A 15,308-nucleotide genomic window follows, 5' to 3' on the forward strand; every position below is an offset into this window, starting at 1 on the left:
CAGGCTAGTCCGCAGACCTCTGCGTATGACGGGGGTGTCCGGGGTATGCGCCTCGACGAATCGGACGCCGGCACCACGAGGAGGCAGCAGTGGACATCACCGAGATCATCCTGGAGCAGCACGCGCAGCAGCGAGCGGCATTCGCGCAGTTGGAGGAGTTCCCCAAGAAGGACGTCGAGGGGCTCGAGGCGCTGTGGAAGCGGCTGGTGATCTTCCTGGAGACCCACGCCGAGGCCGAGGAGCGCTACTTCTATCCCCACCTGCTCGAGAAGGGGACCGGTGCGGCGGACGCCGACGACGGCACCGTCGAGGGCGAGGTCGAGGACGCGATCAAGGACCACAACAAGATCCGCGACGCGATCGGCCGGGCCGACGAGGCCAAGGTGGGCTCGGACGAGTGGTGGCAGGCCGTCACCGACGCCGACATCGCCAACTCCGAGCACATGGGCGAGGAGGAGCGGCAGGACCTGCGCGACTTCCGGGACCACGCGAGCCTGCAGCTGCGGCACGACATCGCGGTGGAGTTCCTGCGCTACCAGGCGACCAAGGCGGCGACCGGCATCGAGCCGGTCAACAAGGACGCCGAGGAGTACGTCGAGGACCCGAAGGCCGAGCTGGAGGAGGCCGAGGGCAAGGCCGAGCCCGCGAAGAAGGCCTCCGCGAAGAAGGCTTCTCCCAAGAAGTAGGACAACAGCCTGTCGTCAGGGCCGTCCGGCCGGTGCCGGGCGGCCCTGACGCCGTCTCCGGGGGCCTGCGACGCCGCTCGCCGGCGTCACGCAGGCGGCGAGGTTAGGGTGCCCTTATGAGCGACCAGCGACCCCAGCGCCGCCCCCGGGTGATGCGCACGGCCACCGTCACCCGCACCGAGCGCCTCACCCGCGACCTGGTGCGCGTGCACCTCGAGGGGTCCGACCTCACGACGATCGAGCCGTCGGAGCAGACGGATCGCTACGTCAAGCTGCTGTTCGCGCCCGCCGGGGCCGACTACGCGTGGCCGTTCGACCCCGACACGCTCCGCGAGGAGCGGCCGCGCGAGCAGTGGCCGGTGACGCGGACCTACACGATCCGCAGCCTGGACCCCGTGGCCGGGCAGATGGCGCTGGACTTCGTGGTCCACGGCGACGAGGGGCTGGCGGGCCCGTGGGCCGCTGCGGCGCGACCGGGGGACGGCATCGGGTTCTACGGCCCCGGCGGTGGCTGGGGTCCCGACCCGACCGCCGACCACCACCTGCTCGTGGGCGATGAGTCGGCGGCCCCCGCGATCGCGGCCGCCCTGGACGCGCTGCCCCACGACGCGCGCGCCAGCGTGTTCGTCGAGGTCGCGGACGCCACCACGCACGTGCCGCTGCGCACGACGCCGGGGATCCAGATCACCTGGGTGCACCGGGACGAGACCGGCGGCCGGTATGGCGTGGCCCTGGCCCAGGCCGTGCGGGCGGCCGGGCTGCCGGGCGGGGACGTCCGGGCGTTCGTGCATGGCAACGCCGACATGATCAAGGACCTGCGCCGCTACCTCTTCGTCGAGCAGGGGGTGCCTAGAGATCGCGTGTCGATCTCGGGATACTGGCGAACGGGTCAGGACGAGGATGCCTGGCAGGCCGGCAAGCGCGAGTTCGTGGCCGCGATGGAGCAGGAGCAGGACGGCTCGACCGCGGCGGCGCCGACCGGCTGACCACCGCACGATCACAGGGGGAAGCACCGATGGACCGCAACCACAAGGCCCTGGCCGCGCTTGCGACCGGAGCGATCACGCTCGTGCCCGTTCGGCGCTGGCCCGCACCCGTGCGGGCGGGGCGGGACGCCCGACGTCGACGCCCCACCGGCGGTGACCCCGCTCGCCCTGGCCGGCGGCATCGGGGCGGCCGGGGCGGCATACGGCCTCGGTCGGCTGAGCGTCTCGGCCGACGGCTGGATCGAGGACCGGCTGCGGGACTGGGGCGTGCTGCAGCCGCGGCTGGTGATGGCGGTGCTCGCCGCCGCGATCATGGCGCTGCCGGACCCGAGCGACGAGCCCGTCGTCAGCGCAACCGGGGGCTGACCAGCCTGATCGACGACGGTCGGCGACAGGTCTGTCGATAGGTCTGTCGGTAGGCTGCGGCCGTGGTGGACGACTTCCTGATCGCTCGCAACCCGGAGCCCGGCTCCAGCCTGCCGTACCTCCTGCGCATCCCCCTCGGCCCTGACGGGGTGGTGCTCAAGGCCAAGGAGATGTGGCCGCGGACGGCCAAGGTCTACTGCCACCGCGCCGAGTGGCCGGATGACGCGGAGATCGTCGAGCGCACGCCCACCCGCACCTGCGTGCGTCGCGGCGCGGCCATCGACCTCGTCCTGGACCGGGGTCGGGAGAACCGCTCCCAGCTCGTGCTCACGCAGGTGCGGGGCAGGGAGGCGATCTTCTGGCAGACCGCGCGGACGGCCAAGCAGGCCCGCCCGTCGGTGCGCTCGCCGCGGGCCAGGGCGGCCGGGATCGCCGAGATGCAGGTCGTGGTCGACAGCCACGAGCGGTACGCCTGGAAGTTCTCGGACGAGCAGGTCACGACGGTGCGCCGGGGGCTGCCGGTCGGTGACTACGCCGTGGAGGTGGAGGGTCGGCCCGTCGCGGTGGTCGAGCGCAAGTCCTTGCCGGACCTGGTGTCGACCCTGACCTCGGGGCGGCTGCGCTATGCCCTGGCCGAGCTGGCGACCGTCCCCCGGGCCGCCGTCGTCGTGGAGGCGAGGTACTCCGACGTGTTCAAGCTCGACCCATCGATCCCGGTGCGTCCCTCCGTGGTCGCCGAGGGGCTCGCGGAGTGCCAGGCACGGGTGCCGAGCGTGCCCGTCATCTTCGCCGAGACCCGCGCGCTCGCGCAGCAGTGGACCTACCGGTTCTTCGGGGCCTGCCTGGTCGAGCTCGCCCAGGAGGACGGCGCCTCGGCGCGCGTGGCGGACCTGTCGCCCGGCCCCGGGATGCCTCCGCGTGAGCCGACCCCCGCCGAGATACGCGCCTGGGCGGTGGCCGAGGGCCTGCCGGTCTCGGCGCGCGGTGGCCGTCTCGCGGCGAGCGTGGTGGCGGCATACCGGGCCGCCCACGGTGATACCTTCCCGAACGGCTGACGACCCCCTGAGCGCACCCGTCGGCCACGATCCGCGACCGAGCTCCCCTGACCTGCACGGAGTGAGCATGAGCGACCTAGTCGCACAGAGCGACCTGCACCGCGGGCTCAAGGCCCGCCACCTCAACATGATCGCGATCGGCGGGGCCATCGGCACCGGCCTGTTCGTGGCGTCGGGGCAGTCTATCTCCAAGGCCGGGCCGGGAGGCGCGCTCCTGGCGTATGCCGCCATCGGCTTCATGGTCTACCTGCTCATGCAGAGCCTCGGCGAGATGTCGACCTATCTGCCGGTGGCCGGCTCCTTCGAGACCTACGGCACCCGCTTCGTCAGCCCGAGCTTCGGGTTCGCCACGGGCTGGAACTACTGGTTCAACTGGGCGATCACGGTCGCGGCCGAGCTCGTGGCCGCCGCCATCGTCATGAAGTACTGGCTCCCCGACGTCTCGTCGTGGTTGTGGTCGGCGGTCTTCCTCAGCCTCCTGTTCGCGCTGAACTGCGCGTCGGTCAAGGCGTTCGGCGAGAGCGAGTTCTGGTTCGCCTCGATCAAGGTCCTGACGGTGATCGTGTTCCTCGTGGTCGGCGTCGCCATGATCGTCGGCATCCTGTCCGGCCCCTCCCCGGGCTTCAGCAACTGGACGACGGGGGAGGCGCCCTTCGTCGGCGGCTTCACGGGCATGCTCGCGATCTTCATGGTCGCGGGTTTCTCCTTCCAGGGCACCGAGCTCATCGCGGTGGCCTCCGGGGAGGCCGAGGAGCCGGAGCGGACCATCCCCAAGGCCATCCGCGCCGTGTTCTACCGCATCGTCCTGTTCTACGTCGGGGCCATCGCCGTCATCGGCTTCCTGCTGCCCCACACGGATCCGCGCCTGCTCGGCAGCGACATCGACAAGGTCGCCGTCTCGCCGTTCACCCTGGTGTTCGAGCGCGCGGGGGTGCTCGGTGCCGCCACCCTGATCAACGCCGTGATCCTGACGTCAATCCTGTCTGCGGGCAACAGCGGCATGTTCGCCTCGACCCGCATGCTCTACGGCCTGGCCCGCGGCGGCAAGGCGCCGGCGATCTTCGGCCGCACCACGCGTCGCGGCGTCCCGATGAACGCCCTGCTCGCCACCACCGCCATCGGTGCGCTCTGCTTCCTCACCAGCCTCATCGGCGACGGCAGCGCCTACATCTGGCTCGTCAGCGCCTCCGGCCTGGCCGGCTTCATCACCTGGATGGGCATCGCCTGGTCGCACTACCGCTTCCGCAAGGCGTACGTCCTCCAGGGACGCCGCCTCGAGGACCTGCCGTTCCGGGCCCGGTGGTTCCCCCTGGGGCCGATCGTGGCGCTGCTGATGTGCGCGATCGTCATCGTCGGGCAGAACTACGAGGCGCTGGTCGGCAACACGGACGTCAAGACCCTGCTCTCGTCATACCTCGGTCTCCCGTTGTTCCTGGCCCTGTGGGCCGGGCACAAGCTGGTGACCCGGTCACCCTCCGTCGACCTGGCGACCGCCGACCTGAGTCGGCGCTGACCGGGACGGGCGCTCGGTGTGCTGGTCATGCGGGGGTACGCGTGACCAGTCGGGATCATTCACTCATTTGGTCCTGTCGGGGCGAATAGGACGAGCATAAGGTTCCAGCACCCCCAAACGAACGACGTCGTCGTTCGTGCTCATCATGAGGAGCACCATGAAGCGCACCATCGCGGGCGCCACGGGAGCGATGCTCATCGCCCTGTCGCTGGCCCCCACCACCGCCCACGCCGCCCCCACCCAGGGCGACCCGCAGCTCGGCACGTCGAAGAAGAACGACGACCGCTCCCACCCGCTGGGTGACAAGCAGCGCGCGCTGCGCGAGAAGGGTGTCGAGAAGGTCGTCAAGGGCACGGCCAAGGTCGAGACCAACAAGAAGGGCAAGAAGGTCATCAAGGTGGCCAAGGGCCAGTACGTCAACTACGACGTGAACCGTGAGGAGGACATCTTCACGATCCTCGCGGAGTTCGGCGACGGGGTGGACCCGAGGACCGGCGGCACCGCCGGTCCGCTGCACAACCAGATCCCGCAGCCCGACCGCTCGCAGGACAACTCCACGATCTGGCGTGCGAACTTCGACCGCGCCCACTACCAGAACCTCATGTTCGGCGACGGCGAGTCCTTCAAGGACTTCTACCTCAAGCAGTCCAACGGTCGCTTCCTCGCCAAGGGCGACGTCTCCAACTGGGTCAAGGTGCCCTACAACGAGGCTCGTTACGGCAGCAACAAGATCTCCGACGCAGCCGGCGCCTGGCCGTTCGTCCAGGACTCCGCCAACGCCTGGTATGCCGCGCAGAAGGCTGCTGGCAAGACCGACGCGGAGATCGCCGCCTACCTCAAGGGCTTCGACAAGGTCGACCGCTACGACTTCGACCAGGACGGCGACTTCAACGAGCCGGACGGCTACATCGACCACTTCCAGGCCATCCACGCCGGTGAGGGCGAGGAGGCCGGCGGCGGCGCCCAGGGCGAGGACGCCATCTGGTCCCACCGGTGGTACGCCTACTCCAACAACGCCGGCAAGTCCGGCCCCGCCACCAACAAGGCCGGCGGTGTGCGCATCGGCAGCTCGGACATCTGGATCGGTGACTACACCACCGAGCCCGAGAACGGCGGCCTCGGCGTCTTCACCCACGAGTTCGGTCACGACCTCGGCCTGCCGGACCTCTACGACACCCAGGGCGGCGACAACGGCACCGGCTTCTGGACCCTCATGAGCGCCGGCTCCTGGCTCAACGACGGCACCGTCGACATCGGCTCCAAGCCCGGCTACATGGGCCCGTGGGAGAAGCTCCAGCTCGGCTGGCTCGACTACCAGACCGTGAGCTACGGCAAGGACGGCAACGTCAAGCTCGGCCCGGCCGCGCTCGCGGGCAAGATGCCGCAGGCCGCGCTCGTGTCGCTGCCTGACAAGACCCGCACCACCCAGCTCGTCGCCCCGCACTCGGGCAGCAAGCAGTGGTGGTCCGGCGCGGCCGATGACCTCAACGTCACGCTGACCCGCCCGATCGACCTGACCACCGCCAAGACGGCGTCGCTGTCCGCGTGGGTCAACTACCAGACCGAGGCGGAGTACGACTACTTCTACGCCGAGGTCACGGACGACGGCGGCGCCACCTGGAAGCAGCTGGCCACCTACGACGGCAGCTCCGGCGGCTACGTCCAGAAGACGTACGACCTGTCCGCCTACGTCGGCAAGCAGATCAGCTTCCGCTTCCGCTACGCCTCCGACGGCGGCGTCCACGAGCTCGGCGCGTTCGTCGACGACATCACCCTCGTCGCCGACGGGCAGACCGTGTTCACCGACGACGTCGAGGGCGACGCCAAGGGCTGGACGGCCAAGGGCTTCACCCAGGTCGGGGCCAGTTCTTCCGAGGCCGTCACGCATTACTACCTGGCGGAGAACCGCACCTACACCGGCTACGACCGCTACCTCAAGACCGGGCCGTACAACTTCGGCTGGGCCAACACGCGGCCCGACTGGGTGGAGCGCTTCCCCTACCAGGACGGCATGCTCGTCTGGTACATCAACAACGAGTACACCGACAACAACACGTCGGTCCACCCCGGTGGCGGCCAGGTCCTCCCGGTCGACGCGCGTCCCACGCCGATCCGCTTCCCCGACGGGGCGCTGCTCGGCAACCGTCGTCAGCCCTTCGACGCGACCTTCGGCCTGCAGGCGACCGACCCGGTGACCTTCCACCGCAACGGCGTCCCGGTCACGGTCCCGTCGCAGCCGGCGATCCCGACCTTCGACGACAGCGACCCCAACCGCTACTGGTCGGCCGCCAACCCGTGGTCCTCCACCAAGGTGGCCGGCGCGGGCGTCAAGATCACGGTCAACAACATGGCCAAGCAGGGCGACCAGATGAACATCAAGGTCGACTACACCAAGTAGTTCAGAGGTCCGGGACGTGAGTCCCGCACCACGACGGAGCGGCCCTGGCAGGTCAGACCTGCCGGGGCCGCTCCGTGCGTGCTGCCGGTGCGTGCTGCCGATGTGCGCGGACCGGGGTGCGTCAGTCGTCAGTCGACCACGAGATGTCGAGGTGGACCGCGTCCGGCGTGCGGCGGCCGGTGCCGACGAGGATGCGTCCCGCCAACCAGCCCCACCGGGGTCCGCTCGACTGCATGCGGGGGGTGCAGCGGAAGTAGATGCGGTCGTGCGGCACCGACTCACCGCGCACCAGGGCGGCGATGTCCTGCGCCTCTCCCGTGCGGATGCCGAGGTTGGTCACCCAGATGCGCTCGCCGTCCTCCGTCTCGACGGCGTAGCGGGCCTCCAGCTCGGTGAGGGTGTCGCTGCGCAGCACCTGGAAGTCGGCGCCGCCGGGCAGGACGACACCGCTGAGGGTGCCCTCGGCCCGCTCGACCCCGGTGACGGTGCCGCCGGTGATGGGGATGATCCGGCGCACGCCGTCGGCCACGCGCCCCAGCTCGATGGGTGGGCCGACGGTGACCTCGAGCCGGCACAAGGGACTGAGGGAGGGGGGCGCGAGGGCATCCATGGGCGGCACGCTACCGGCACTCCTCGCCGCGTGCGCCGGGCCGCCGATGGGGCAGATGGATCACTACTGCCAGACGCGGACCCAGTCGACGCGCAACGGATGATCGACCCCGGTGCCGAGGATCACTGTCTGCCCGTTGACGTCCGTGTCGAGCGGGCTGAAGATGCCCGGCGCCAGGCCACGTGGGTTCGGCGATGGCGCCGCATCCTTGGAGTAGGTCTGCGTGAAGAGCTCTCGTCCGTCGAAGATCCAGGTGATGCGACCTGGCTGCCACAGGCAGGCGTAGGTGTGCATCTGGGTGAGGTCGACCCCGGCCAGCGGGGCCGAGCTGTTGCCGTGGTTGGCCCGATCCGTCTCGGGCGGGCCGGCGAGCCAGTCGTGGACGGTGCCGGCAAAGATGTGCTCGTAGGGCCTGCCCGGGTCTCGGTAGGCCTCGAAGAAGTCGAGCTCGGCCCACCGCGGTCGGCCGACTCCGACGATCTGGTCGTGGGACAGCCCCCAGAAGGCGGGCCACCCGGTGGACCTGCGCCAGTCCTCGGGGTCGAAGGCCATCCGCGCCTCGAAGTAGCCGTAGCGGAAGCCGCGACCCTCGTGCGAGGTGGGGGAGGACGTGGCGATGCCGTAGTTGGGGCTCTTGGTCGAGGGCGAGATGGTCAGGACAGAGTCCCTGACGGTCAGGTCCTGCGGCATCGTCCGCCCCCATCCGAAGGGTCGGTCGGTGAACCAACGACGCCCTGGAGCGCCGGTTCCGGTCAGGTCCACCGAGGCCAGATCGTCGAAGGTGTCGTCGAGCGCCAGGGAGGTGTAGCCCGAGTCCTGGGCGGCCCTCGGGACGGCCGAAGCGGGTTCGCCGGTGGTGCGAGAACAGGCAGATCCCGCCATCGCGCACGCAGCGAGAGCGACGGTCAACGTCATACGGGCACGGCGGCCTGCTGGGGCGAGGCCTTCTCGGTGGCTCAGGGCGATCACTCCTGGACGGGGAGGGGTATGGCGGGGGCGCGAGACGTCATCGTCGGCGAAGGAGCCGCCCGACCGACGTGAGGGGTGAGGATCGACGGGCGAGGGGACGTCGATCGATCTCGATCGCGCTCGTCACCAGGTCGGCCAGGGTGGCCATCGACTGGGTGCGCTGCAGAGACCGCGCGGTGCTGGCCTGACCCCTGCCCGTTCGCATGGCGTCCGTCACGGCCTGGTCGAACTCGTCCTGGGTGAGAGCGAGGTGGACGATCCCCTCACCTGCGAGGTATCGGCTGAACCGCTGCTGGTGGGAGTCCACGTGCTCGCCGAGCGTGGGGTCCCGGGGGACGCACACCGGGACGTGTCCGTGCTCGACCGCCTCGAAGATTGTCGCAGGGCCACCATGGACGATGGCGACCCTGGCCTCGTCGAGGGCGGTCTGCAGGTCCGCGTGCGCGAGATACTGGTGGTTGCTGCCATGCCTGGAGGGGGCCGACGTCCCGTGCTGGACGATCGCTCCCGCCTGGTGCTCGGGATGGGCCTCCAACCACGTGTCGAGCCAGCTCACGGCTCTGTCGAAGGCGTGGAAGTCGGTGCCGACGCTGAGGAGGATCGACGCGGGGGCGGTCATATCAGGGGTCCGATCACGGTGGCGCCCGGGTAGACCTCGAGCTGGACGGGCAGCTGGACGCAGAAGGTGGTGCTGAAGGGACGGCAGAGTCGGCCGGTCAGGGTGGGGGTGTCGATCCGGTCGACCACCTCGATGTAGATCGTGGGGATGCCGAGGATGCGGCCGAGGACGAAGAACGGGAAGGCAACCGCAGCGCCCGTGCTCACGATGGCATCGGGACGCCTGGTGCGGAGCACACGCACGGCGAGGCCGAGGTTGCGGACCAGGTTGGGGATGTTGCGCGTGGTGGGGTGGTAGGCCCAGATCACGTGCTCGTCGTGGAGCTGGGTGCGGGCGTCGGTGAGGTTGAAGGTCACCCACCGGCGGGTGTGCCTCTCCCACCACGGCCGTGCAGCCATGAGCTGCGACAGGTGCCCACCGCTCGAGCACACGAACAGAAGGTCCTGGGCGGGCTCGACGACGTCGGTCAGAGAGGTGGTCATCGGTGGCTGCCCCGCCCCAGGTCATGCACCACGATGGCCGCGGCATCGGATCCGGTCGCCCAGCCCGTGACGGCTGCCTCGATGCCGCGCTCGGTCGACCGACGGCGGTCGGCGCACACGACTGTGATGACGGCACGGTCAGGCCGCTGCTCCACGAGGGCCGGAGTCGAGGCTGGGGACACCTGGATGGTGCAGGTGCTCTCGACGAGCGCCGCCGCTCGTTGCAGACCGGTGGACATGACCTTGGTGTCGGCATCGGCCCGGCGATCAGCCCCGCGCAGCTGGACGACGAGGTGCTGGGGCCGGTGGGCCGTCTGGTGCAGCCACCCCAGGAGGCGCTCGTAGCCTTCGGGGTCGTTGCCGGTGAGCACGGTGGGATAGGTGTCGACGGTCCGCCCGGACAGCTGCAGGGCATCCGGCCCGAGCACCGGCCGTCGCGCGGAGCCCAGCACGAGGGCGCCGACGACTCCGGCCGCTAGGCCGACCAGACCGCCGGCGGCCAGCGAGGTGGTCCGACCGGAGCTGGCCTTCGCCGGGGTGACGTAGAGAGGGGTGACGGTCAACGCGCTGCGGCTCGACTCGGCGAACGCCAGGGTGAGGGCGCGAGCGCGATTGGTCGTGAGGTCGGCGTCGTCGGTCGTGACCCGCAGCTCGACGGTGTCGTCGGCGCTCCCGCCCAGCACCTCGAGGCTGTCTCTCAGCTCTTGGAGGCTTGGCACGGGCTGAAGGGTCAGCGCCGCCTTGCGGATGACGGCATCGCTGAGGGCGCGCTGCCCCTCGGACTTGACGAACCGCATCGGCTCGGACGCGTAGCCCAGCTTGGGGATGTCGCCGGCCGGGCGGATGAGCACGTGGGACGACGACACGTAGGTCGTGGTCCGTGCGTGCCACGCCCAGCCGAGTGCCAGACCGGCGAGAGTGGCCAGCAGGAGCAGCGGCAGGTAGCGCCGGGCGAGTCGCCAGGCGTGGATGACGGTCACGGGTGTTCCTTCCAGGGGTGGGCGACGAGGCAGAACGAGACCAGGAGCACCCAGGACATCCCGGTGAAGGCCACGGCCTCGGTCATGTTGAAGACAAGGACTGCGGCCAGGACCAGCAGCACCCAGGTGGAGCTCCACGAGCCCCGGTGGACGTGGCTGCGGAGGGCTCGCCACAGGCCGGTCGCCACGACGAGCAGTCCCAGCGACATGCCGATCAGCCCGGCTTGGGCGGCCGAGTCGAGGTATCCGTTGTGGGCGTGGTGGAACGCGAAACCCGCCTCGGCCCAGAGCGCTTCGGTGGCGGGGCTGCCGGCGCGCCACAGGGCACCCCAGCCGTAGCCGAGGAACGGGCGCTCGATGATGCCCGTGACCACTGCACCCCAGATCTCGGTGCGGCCGGTCAGGGTCGCGTCGCGGCCGAGGCCGGTCACGACCTGCTCGGGGTTGAGGGCGACGCGCACCAGCGCCCCCACCAGCACGACCAGGACCGCCACCGCGCTCAGCCGGGCAGGGCGCCTCAAGCCGCGCATCGCCAGCATCACGAGGGCGAGCGCCGCAGTGACCCCCAGCACCGACCAGGCGGTACGCGACTGGCTCATCACGGTGGACACCAGTGCGAGGCAGGCCCACGCCAACGAAGGTGAGAGGAGACGGCGCGGGCCGCGTGCCCACCGCACGAGCATGGTGATCGTGATCAGGGCGGCGAAGTAGCCCAAGGTGTTTCGGTGCACGAATATGCCTCGCATCGCGCCCGACTCGTACCCGTCCCAGTTGCGCCCCACATCCGGGAGAGCGAAGTACAGGACCCAGCTCGCCGTGAGGGCCACCTGCCCACACCTGGCGATGACATCCATGAGACCGTCCACCGACCGCCCGGCCGAGACGAGGGTGCCGAGGAGGGTCAGCAGCGCCATCTTCAGGACCGAGCTGGCTGTCTGGGCACCGTCGACGGACCACAGCATGGTCAGTGCCAGCCAGAGCAGGAACAGCAGGATCGGCCACGAGATGCGCGCTACAGCGGCGCGGTCGCGCCGAGCGAAGAGGCACCACGACATCGGTGCCACCATGGCCAGCAGGGCGATGCGGTCACCCTCGAAAGGAGCAGCGGCGGCGACAGCGAGGAGGCAGCCGCCCAGCCACGTCGGGATGACCACACGACCGCTGGGAGCCACGACTGCCACGGGTGCGGCACCAGGGACCGTTGCGACGGTGCTCATGGTGCGGTCCCACGAGGCGCCGCGATGAGCCAGGCCCAGACCAGCGTGGTGCACACCAGGCTGGCGCTCAGGGCCGTCGCGGCGCCGCCGGCGCCGCCGAGGTACGCGCCCAGGACGACCAGGACCAGTGTCACCGGGACGAGGAGGATACGGGCACGAACCTGGTCCGAGACCTGGCCGAAGGATCTGAGGCAGATCCCCAGGCAGGCCGCCAGCGCACCCAGCCCCAGGTACAGCGACAGCAGCGGCACCAGCGCCCGCGCCCGCGGCCAGCCGTCGCCCACGATGAGCGAGACCCACGACACAGGCAGCACCATGACGGCCACGCCGAGCACGAGGGCGACGGCGCCGGACCCCAGGCCGAGGAACCAGGCCAAGCGCGCGATCTCGGAACGCCCGCGCCCCTCGGCGACACGGCGCACGAGCGCCGGCTGAACGGCCGCGACCAGACCGTTGGTGAGCACGATGACGGGCGTCAGTGGCAGCTGGCCCAGCCGTAGCAGGCCGGTCGCCTCGGCCCCCGCGACGACACCCACCAAGATCATCGACGTCTCGGCCGACGTCTGCGTCAGCGCGAAGTCCGTCGCGAGGCTGCGGGCGCTGCCGGCATGCTCCCGGAGCCAGCGTGCCCCTCCCCCCGGGCGCACCGGGGTGCCCGTGGCGATCGAACCGGCTAGTGCTCCGACACCGGCTGTCCCTCCCCACAGGAGGAGTAGGCCGGCGGGTCCCGCAGGCACCGAGGACAGCGACAGGACGACCAGCCCCGTCAGCAGCGCCAGCGTCCACGCGGCACTGTTGGCGAGCGCCGCAGCCGGCCTACCGACGGCGTAGGCGACCGACCTCAGGACGTCCTGCGTGGCCAGGCACGGCAGGACGAGGATCAGGACGACCCCGACCAGCAGCGCGGAGCGGACGTCCCTCGCGCCTGCCCACACCACGACCGCACCGATCGCGGCCACGGCCGCGCCCCAGCGCACAGCACGGTCGAGGGCGGCGCCGACGGCTCGTCGGGCGGCGTCGCGGCGGGGTCCCGGATCATCCGCCGCGTGACCGAGAACCAGCGTCTCGGAGAAGCCTGCTCGCCACAGGCCGGTGCTGACCAGGGCGAGCAGGAGCGCCAAGCTCCAGGTGCCGAAGGCGGGGAGGTCGAGAGTCCGCGCTGCCATCACGCCCACCGCGAAGTTGCCCAGGCTCGAGACCCCGGCGTCGGCGATGCCTAGCGCCGGACCCGACACGAGCTGAGGAGCGACCCGGGGGCGACGGTGTCGTGCAGCGATCATCGGCGTCGCAACCACGATGGTCTCGCTGGTGACGGCCCCCGGACACCGGCACCCTGGTCAACCCGTGCTGGTCCTCGGAACAACGCTACGTAGCCCTCGGCCATCCGGCCTGGTGAGAAGGCAGGTAGCCGCTCCAGGGCGTCGCGTCGCATCCGGTCCCGTGAGCCCGAGTCCTGGGCGAGACGATCGATTGCCTCGGACCATCGGCGCACAGCCCCTGCGCCGTCGTCCACGGGGAGGTACACCGCGGAGTCACCCAGCACGTCTCGGTTGCCCGGGATGTCGGAGGCGAGGACCGGCAGGCCCGCGGCCGCGGCCTCGACCAGCACGAGGGGCAATCCCTCCGAGCAGCTGGAGAACGCGAAGAGATCGGCTCCGGCGTAGGACTCCTGCAGGGACCTCTGGTCGAGCATCCCGGTGAACCGAACCGCCACACCGAGCTCGCGGCTGAGCGCCTCGAGCCGTGCACGGTCTGGCCCGTCACCGCACACGACCAGGCCTACAGGCTGGCTGCTCCCGGCCACGGCGCGGACGAGCAGCTCGAGGTTCTTGCCCGGGACCAACCGCCCGGCGGTGATGACGGTCATGATGGCGTCCGACCTGAGCGGGGTTAGCCCTGCTGCGGCCGGGGCCGCGTCAGCGGCGGGCACGCCGTTGACGATGACGGTGACGTGACGCGCGACCTGCGGGTCCAGACCGACGAGCGAGGCTCCCACGGCTGGACCGACCGGCACCAGCCGTGTGACGACGCCGGCCCGCGCAAGCACCGTCAGGAGCCGAAGGGGCCCCGGTCTGAGCGAGCGGGCGTTCTCGTGGATCACCGCCACGCGATGCGGCACCCGAGCGACAGCGGCCGCGGTGAGGGACACGACGGCGGTCACGGGGGCGTGGGCGACGACGGCCCGGGGCCGTCGTCTGCGCCACAGCTGCACGAGTCCTCGCCACTGCCGCGCGCCGTCGGTGAGGGTCGGACGGGCACCCTGGGACGCGCGAAGGGCGCGTACCTGCGAGGTCACTCCGAGCGACGGCAGCGCCTCGTCGAGGATGCGTGCCACCTGCTGCATCCCGCCTGGCCCCTGGAACGGCACGACCTGGACGACATCGATCACGACGTCGACCCGAGGCGTCGGGCGTGGACCCAGCTCCGCAACCGGGACGGAGCCGCGTTGAGCGCGAGGTACCTGGCGACGTCGCGCGGCCTCGGCCGGCCGCCCATCGCGCAGCGCAAGATGGCAGTGCGGGTGCCTAGTGGGGCGTCGCTGCGAACGGCCGCGCGACCGGCCTCGGTCAGCACGAATCCCGAGAAGGCCCTGGGCCCCAGCCGCGCTCGGTGCTCGACGGACCACGCGAGCGACTCGCTCCAGGTGCTCTGGGAGCTGAGCGACTGGCGGCCGGAGGAGGCGTCGACGCGCACGAGCGGCTGCGGCAGGACCACGAAGCTGGCTCCCGCGGCCTCCAGCCGCAGGAACCAGTCGAGGTCTTCGTGGATGCGCATCGTCGGGTCCATCGGATGGGCCGCTGCCAGCGTCCTCGGCAGGAGGATGGTTGGCGTGGCGAGGAGTCCTTCGCCCGCGTGGTCCCGCACGAATAGGTACTCAGCGATCGGCTCGCCGGGACGAGGGGAGCGGGTCGGCCATACGGTGGCCCCGTCGCCGGTGTCCCAGAAGGCGGCCGTCGACACGACGGTGTTCCAGGGGTCCGTGGCTGCGGCGAGGACGGCCCACTGGCGCTGCAGCTTGGCCGGCAGCCACAGGTCGTCGTCGTCCAGGAAGGCGATGAGGTCGCCGGTCGCGCGGGTGACGCCTGCGTTGCGCGCTGCGGCGGCGCCCCCGCTGGAGGCGAGAGGGACCACCACGACCCGCGGGTCCAGGCCGGCCAACGCCTGCTCGGTGGCGGGATCGCGACCGTCGACGACCACCACGACCTCATGAGGGGGACACGTCTGGTCGAGCGCGGACCGCACGGCACGCACCACGAGGCGCGGACGACCGCGCGTAGGGATGACGACGGTGACGGTCGCCGGCACCCCTCGGACGTCGGACACGAACGGCTCTCCCCTGGTTGTTCCCCACGTGGGGCTGCTCGGTCGTGTGGCGCTGCACAAGTCGGGCAAAACGCCCAGAGGGACTGTAATGACCGTGCCACTT

At 70.7% G+C, this 15,308-nt stretch carries 15 protein-coding genes; 6 read left to right on the plus strand and 9 right to left on the minus strand.

Annotated features, from left to right (window positions below):
* Positions 1 to 89 precede the first annotated feature (89 nt).
* The 6 genes from K313_RS0102680 (at position 90) to K313_RS0102705 (ending at position 7,004) form a co-directional block, all read left to right on the plus strand.
* Positions 90 to 686: a hemerythrin domain-containing protein gene (locus K313_RS0102680; RefSeq protein ID WP_029210317.1), complete on the plus strand. Its 597-nt coding sequence runs from the start codon at positions 90 to 92 to the stop codon at positions 684 to 686.
* Positions 687 to 802: 116 nt separating this feature from the next.
* On the plus strand, positions 803 to 1,672 hold the full coding sequence (locus K313_RS0102685) for a siderophore-interacting protein (RefSeq protein ID WP_029210318.1): 870 nt from the start codon (positions 803 to 805) through the stop codon (positions 1,670 to 1,672).
* A 153-nt stretch (positions 1,673 to 1,825) separates the two neighbouring features.
* The gene (locus K313_RS0102690; RefSeq protein ID WP_029210319.1) at positions 1,826 to 2,038 is read left to right on the plus strand and encodes a hypothetical protein; all 213 of its coding nucleotides are present in this window, start codon (positions 1,826 to 1,828) and stop codon (positions 2,036 to 2,038) included.
* A gap of 62 nt (positions 2,039 to 2,100) precedes the next feature.
* Positions 2,101 to 3,093, plus strand: coding sequence for an ERCC4 domain-containing protein (locus K313_RS0102695; protein WP_029210320.1), 993 nt, complete (start codon positions 2,101 to 2,103; stop codon positions 3,091 to 3,093).
* A gap of 67 nt (positions 3,094 to 3,160) precedes the next feature.
* Positions 3,161 to 4,606 (plus strand): amino acid permease, encoded by a 1,446-nt coding sequence (locus K313_RS0102700; RefSeq protein WP_051273974.1) that lies wholly within the window; start codon positions 3,161 to 3,163, stop codon positions 4,604 to 4,606.
* A gap of 157 nt (positions 4,607 to 4,763) precedes the next feature.
* Positions 4,764 to 7,004 (plus strand): immune inhibitor A domain-containing protein, encoded by a 2,241-nt coding sequence (locus tag K313_RS0102705; protein WP_205621793.1) that lies wholly within the window; start codon positions 4,764 to 4,766, stop codon positions 7,002 to 7,004.
* A gap of 121 nt (positions 7,005 to 7,125) precedes the next feature.
* Here the strand turns inward: K313_RS0102705 and K313_RS0102710 are convergent, their stop codons facing one another.
* The 9 genes from K313_RS0102710 to K313_RS0102750 all read right to left on the minus strand — a co-directional run bounded on the left by K313_RS0102710 (position 7,126) and on the right by K313_RS0102750 (position 15,205).
* Positions 7,126 to 7,614: a DUF3237 domain-containing protein gene (locus K313_RS0102710; RefSeq protein ID WP_029210323.1), complete on the minus strand. Its 489-nt coding sequence runs from the start codon at positions 7,612 to 7,614 to the stop codon at positions 7,126 to 7,128.
* A 63-nt stretch (positions 7,615 to 7,677) separates the two neighbouring features.
* Entirely contained in the window at positions 7,678 to 8,529 is an 852-nt protein-coding gene (locus K313_RS0102715; RefSeq protein ID WP_156911110.1) for a glycoside hydrolase family 16 protein, read from the minus strand.
* A 91-nt stretch (positions 8,530 to 8,620) separates the two neighbouring features.
* A complete protein-coding gene (locus tag K313_RS19800) occupies positions 8,621 to 9,202 on the minus strand; it encodes a glycosyltransferase (protein WP_029210325.1) in 582 nt (193 codons plus the stop codon).
* A complete protein-coding gene (locus K313_RS0102725; RefSeq protein WP_029210326.1) occupies positions 9,199 to 9,684 on the minus strand; it encodes a glycosyltransferase family 28 protein in 486 nt (161 codons plus the stop codon). Before K313_RS0102725 ends, K313_RS19800 begins: the two co-directional genes overlap by 4 nt.
* Entirely contained in the window at positions 9,681 to 10,664 is a 984-nt protein-coding gene (locus K313_RS0102730; protein WP_029210327.1) for a GumC domain-containing protein, read from the minus strand. The genes K313_RS0102725 and K313_RS0102730 overlap by 4 nt, the downstream gene beginning before the upstream one ends.
* Positions 10,661 to 11,881: an O-antigen ligase family protein gene (locus K313_RS0102735; RefSeq protein WP_084412395.1), complete on the minus strand. Its 1,221-nt coding sequence runs from the start codon at positions 11,879 to 11,881 to the stop codon at positions 10,661 to 10,663. The genes K313_RS0102730 and K313_RS0102735 overlap by 4 nt, the downstream gene beginning before the upstream one ends.
* Positions 11,878 to 13,161 carry an MATE family efflux transporter gene (locus K313_RS0102740; protein ID WP_156911112.1) on the minus strand — a complete coding sequence of 428 codons (1,284 nt, stop codon included), beginning with the start codon at positions 13,159 to 13,161 and terminating at the stop codon, positions 11,878 to 11,880. The genes K313_RS0102735 and K313_RS0102740 overlap by 4 nt, the downstream gene beginning before the upstream one ends.
* Positions 13,158 to 14,270 carry a glycosyltransferase family 4 protein gene (locus K313_RS21990; RefSeq protein ID WP_029210330.1) on the minus strand — a complete coding sequence of 371 codons (1,113 nt, stop codon included), beginning with the start codon at positions 14,268 to 14,270 and terminating at the stop codon, positions 13,158 to 13,160. The genes K313_RS0102740 and K313_RS21990 overlap by 4 nt, the downstream gene beginning before the upstream one ends.
* The gene (locus K313_RS0102750; RefSeq protein ID WP_169516810.1) at positions 14,267 to 15,205 is read right to left on the minus strand and encodes a glycosyltransferase family 2 protein; all 939 of its coding nucleotides are present in this window, start codon (positions 15,203 to 15,205) and stop codon (positions 14,267 to 14,269) included. The genes K313_RS21990 and K313_RS0102750 overlap by 4 nt, the downstream gene beginning before the upstream one ends.
* Between the last annotated feature and the right edge of the window lie 103 nt (positions 15,206 to 15,308).

It is taken from the genome of Arsenicicoccus bolidensis DSM 15745 (assembly GCF_000426385.1).
GTDB lineage: Bacteria > Actinomycetota > Actinomycetes > Actinomycetales > Dermatophilaceae > Arsenicicoccus > Arsenicicoccus bolidensis.

What these genes read in the sequence shown, in the direction of transcription:
- K313_RS0102685 (WP_029210318.1), top strand. Translation starts at nt 803, where the DNA reads ATGAGCGACCAGCGACCCCAGCGCCGCCCCCGGGTGATGCGCACGGCC.
- K313_RS0102700 (WP_051273974.1), top strand. Translation starts at nt 3,161, where the DNA reads ATGAGCGACCTAGTCGCACAGAGCGACCTGCACCGCGGGCTCAAGGCC.
- K313_RS0102705 (WP_205621793.1), top strand. Translation starts at nt 4,764, where the DNA reads ATGAAGCGCACCATCGCGGGCGCCACGGGAGCGATGCTCATCGCCCTG.
- K313_RS0102710 (WP_029210323.1), bottom strand. Translation starts at nt 7,614, where the DNA reads ATGGATGCCCTCGCGCCCCCCTCCCTCAGTCCCTTGTGCCGGCTCGAG.
- K313_RS0102715 (WP_156911110.1), bottom strand. Translation starts at nt 8,529, where the DNA reads ATGACGTTGACCGTCGCTCTCGCTGCGTGCGCGATGGCGGGATCTGCC.
- K313_RS19800 (WP_029210325.1), bottom strand. Translation starts at nt 9,202, where the DNA reads ATGACCGCCCCCGCGTCGATCCTCCTCAGCGTCGGCACCGACTTCCAC.
- K313_RS0102725 (WP_029210326.1), bottom strand. Translation starts at nt 9,684, where the DNA reads ATGACCACCTCTCTGACCGACGTCGTCGAGCCCGCCCAGGACCTTCTG.
- K313_RS0102735 (WP_084412395.1), bottom strand. Translation starts at nt 11,881, where the DNA reads ATGAGCACCGTCGCAACGGTCCCTGGTGCCGCACCCGTGGCAGTCGTG.
- K313_RS0102740 (WP_156911112.1), bottom strand. Translation starts at nt 13,161, where the DNA reads ATGATCGCTGCACGACACCGTCGCCCCCGGGTCGCTCCTCAGCTCGTG.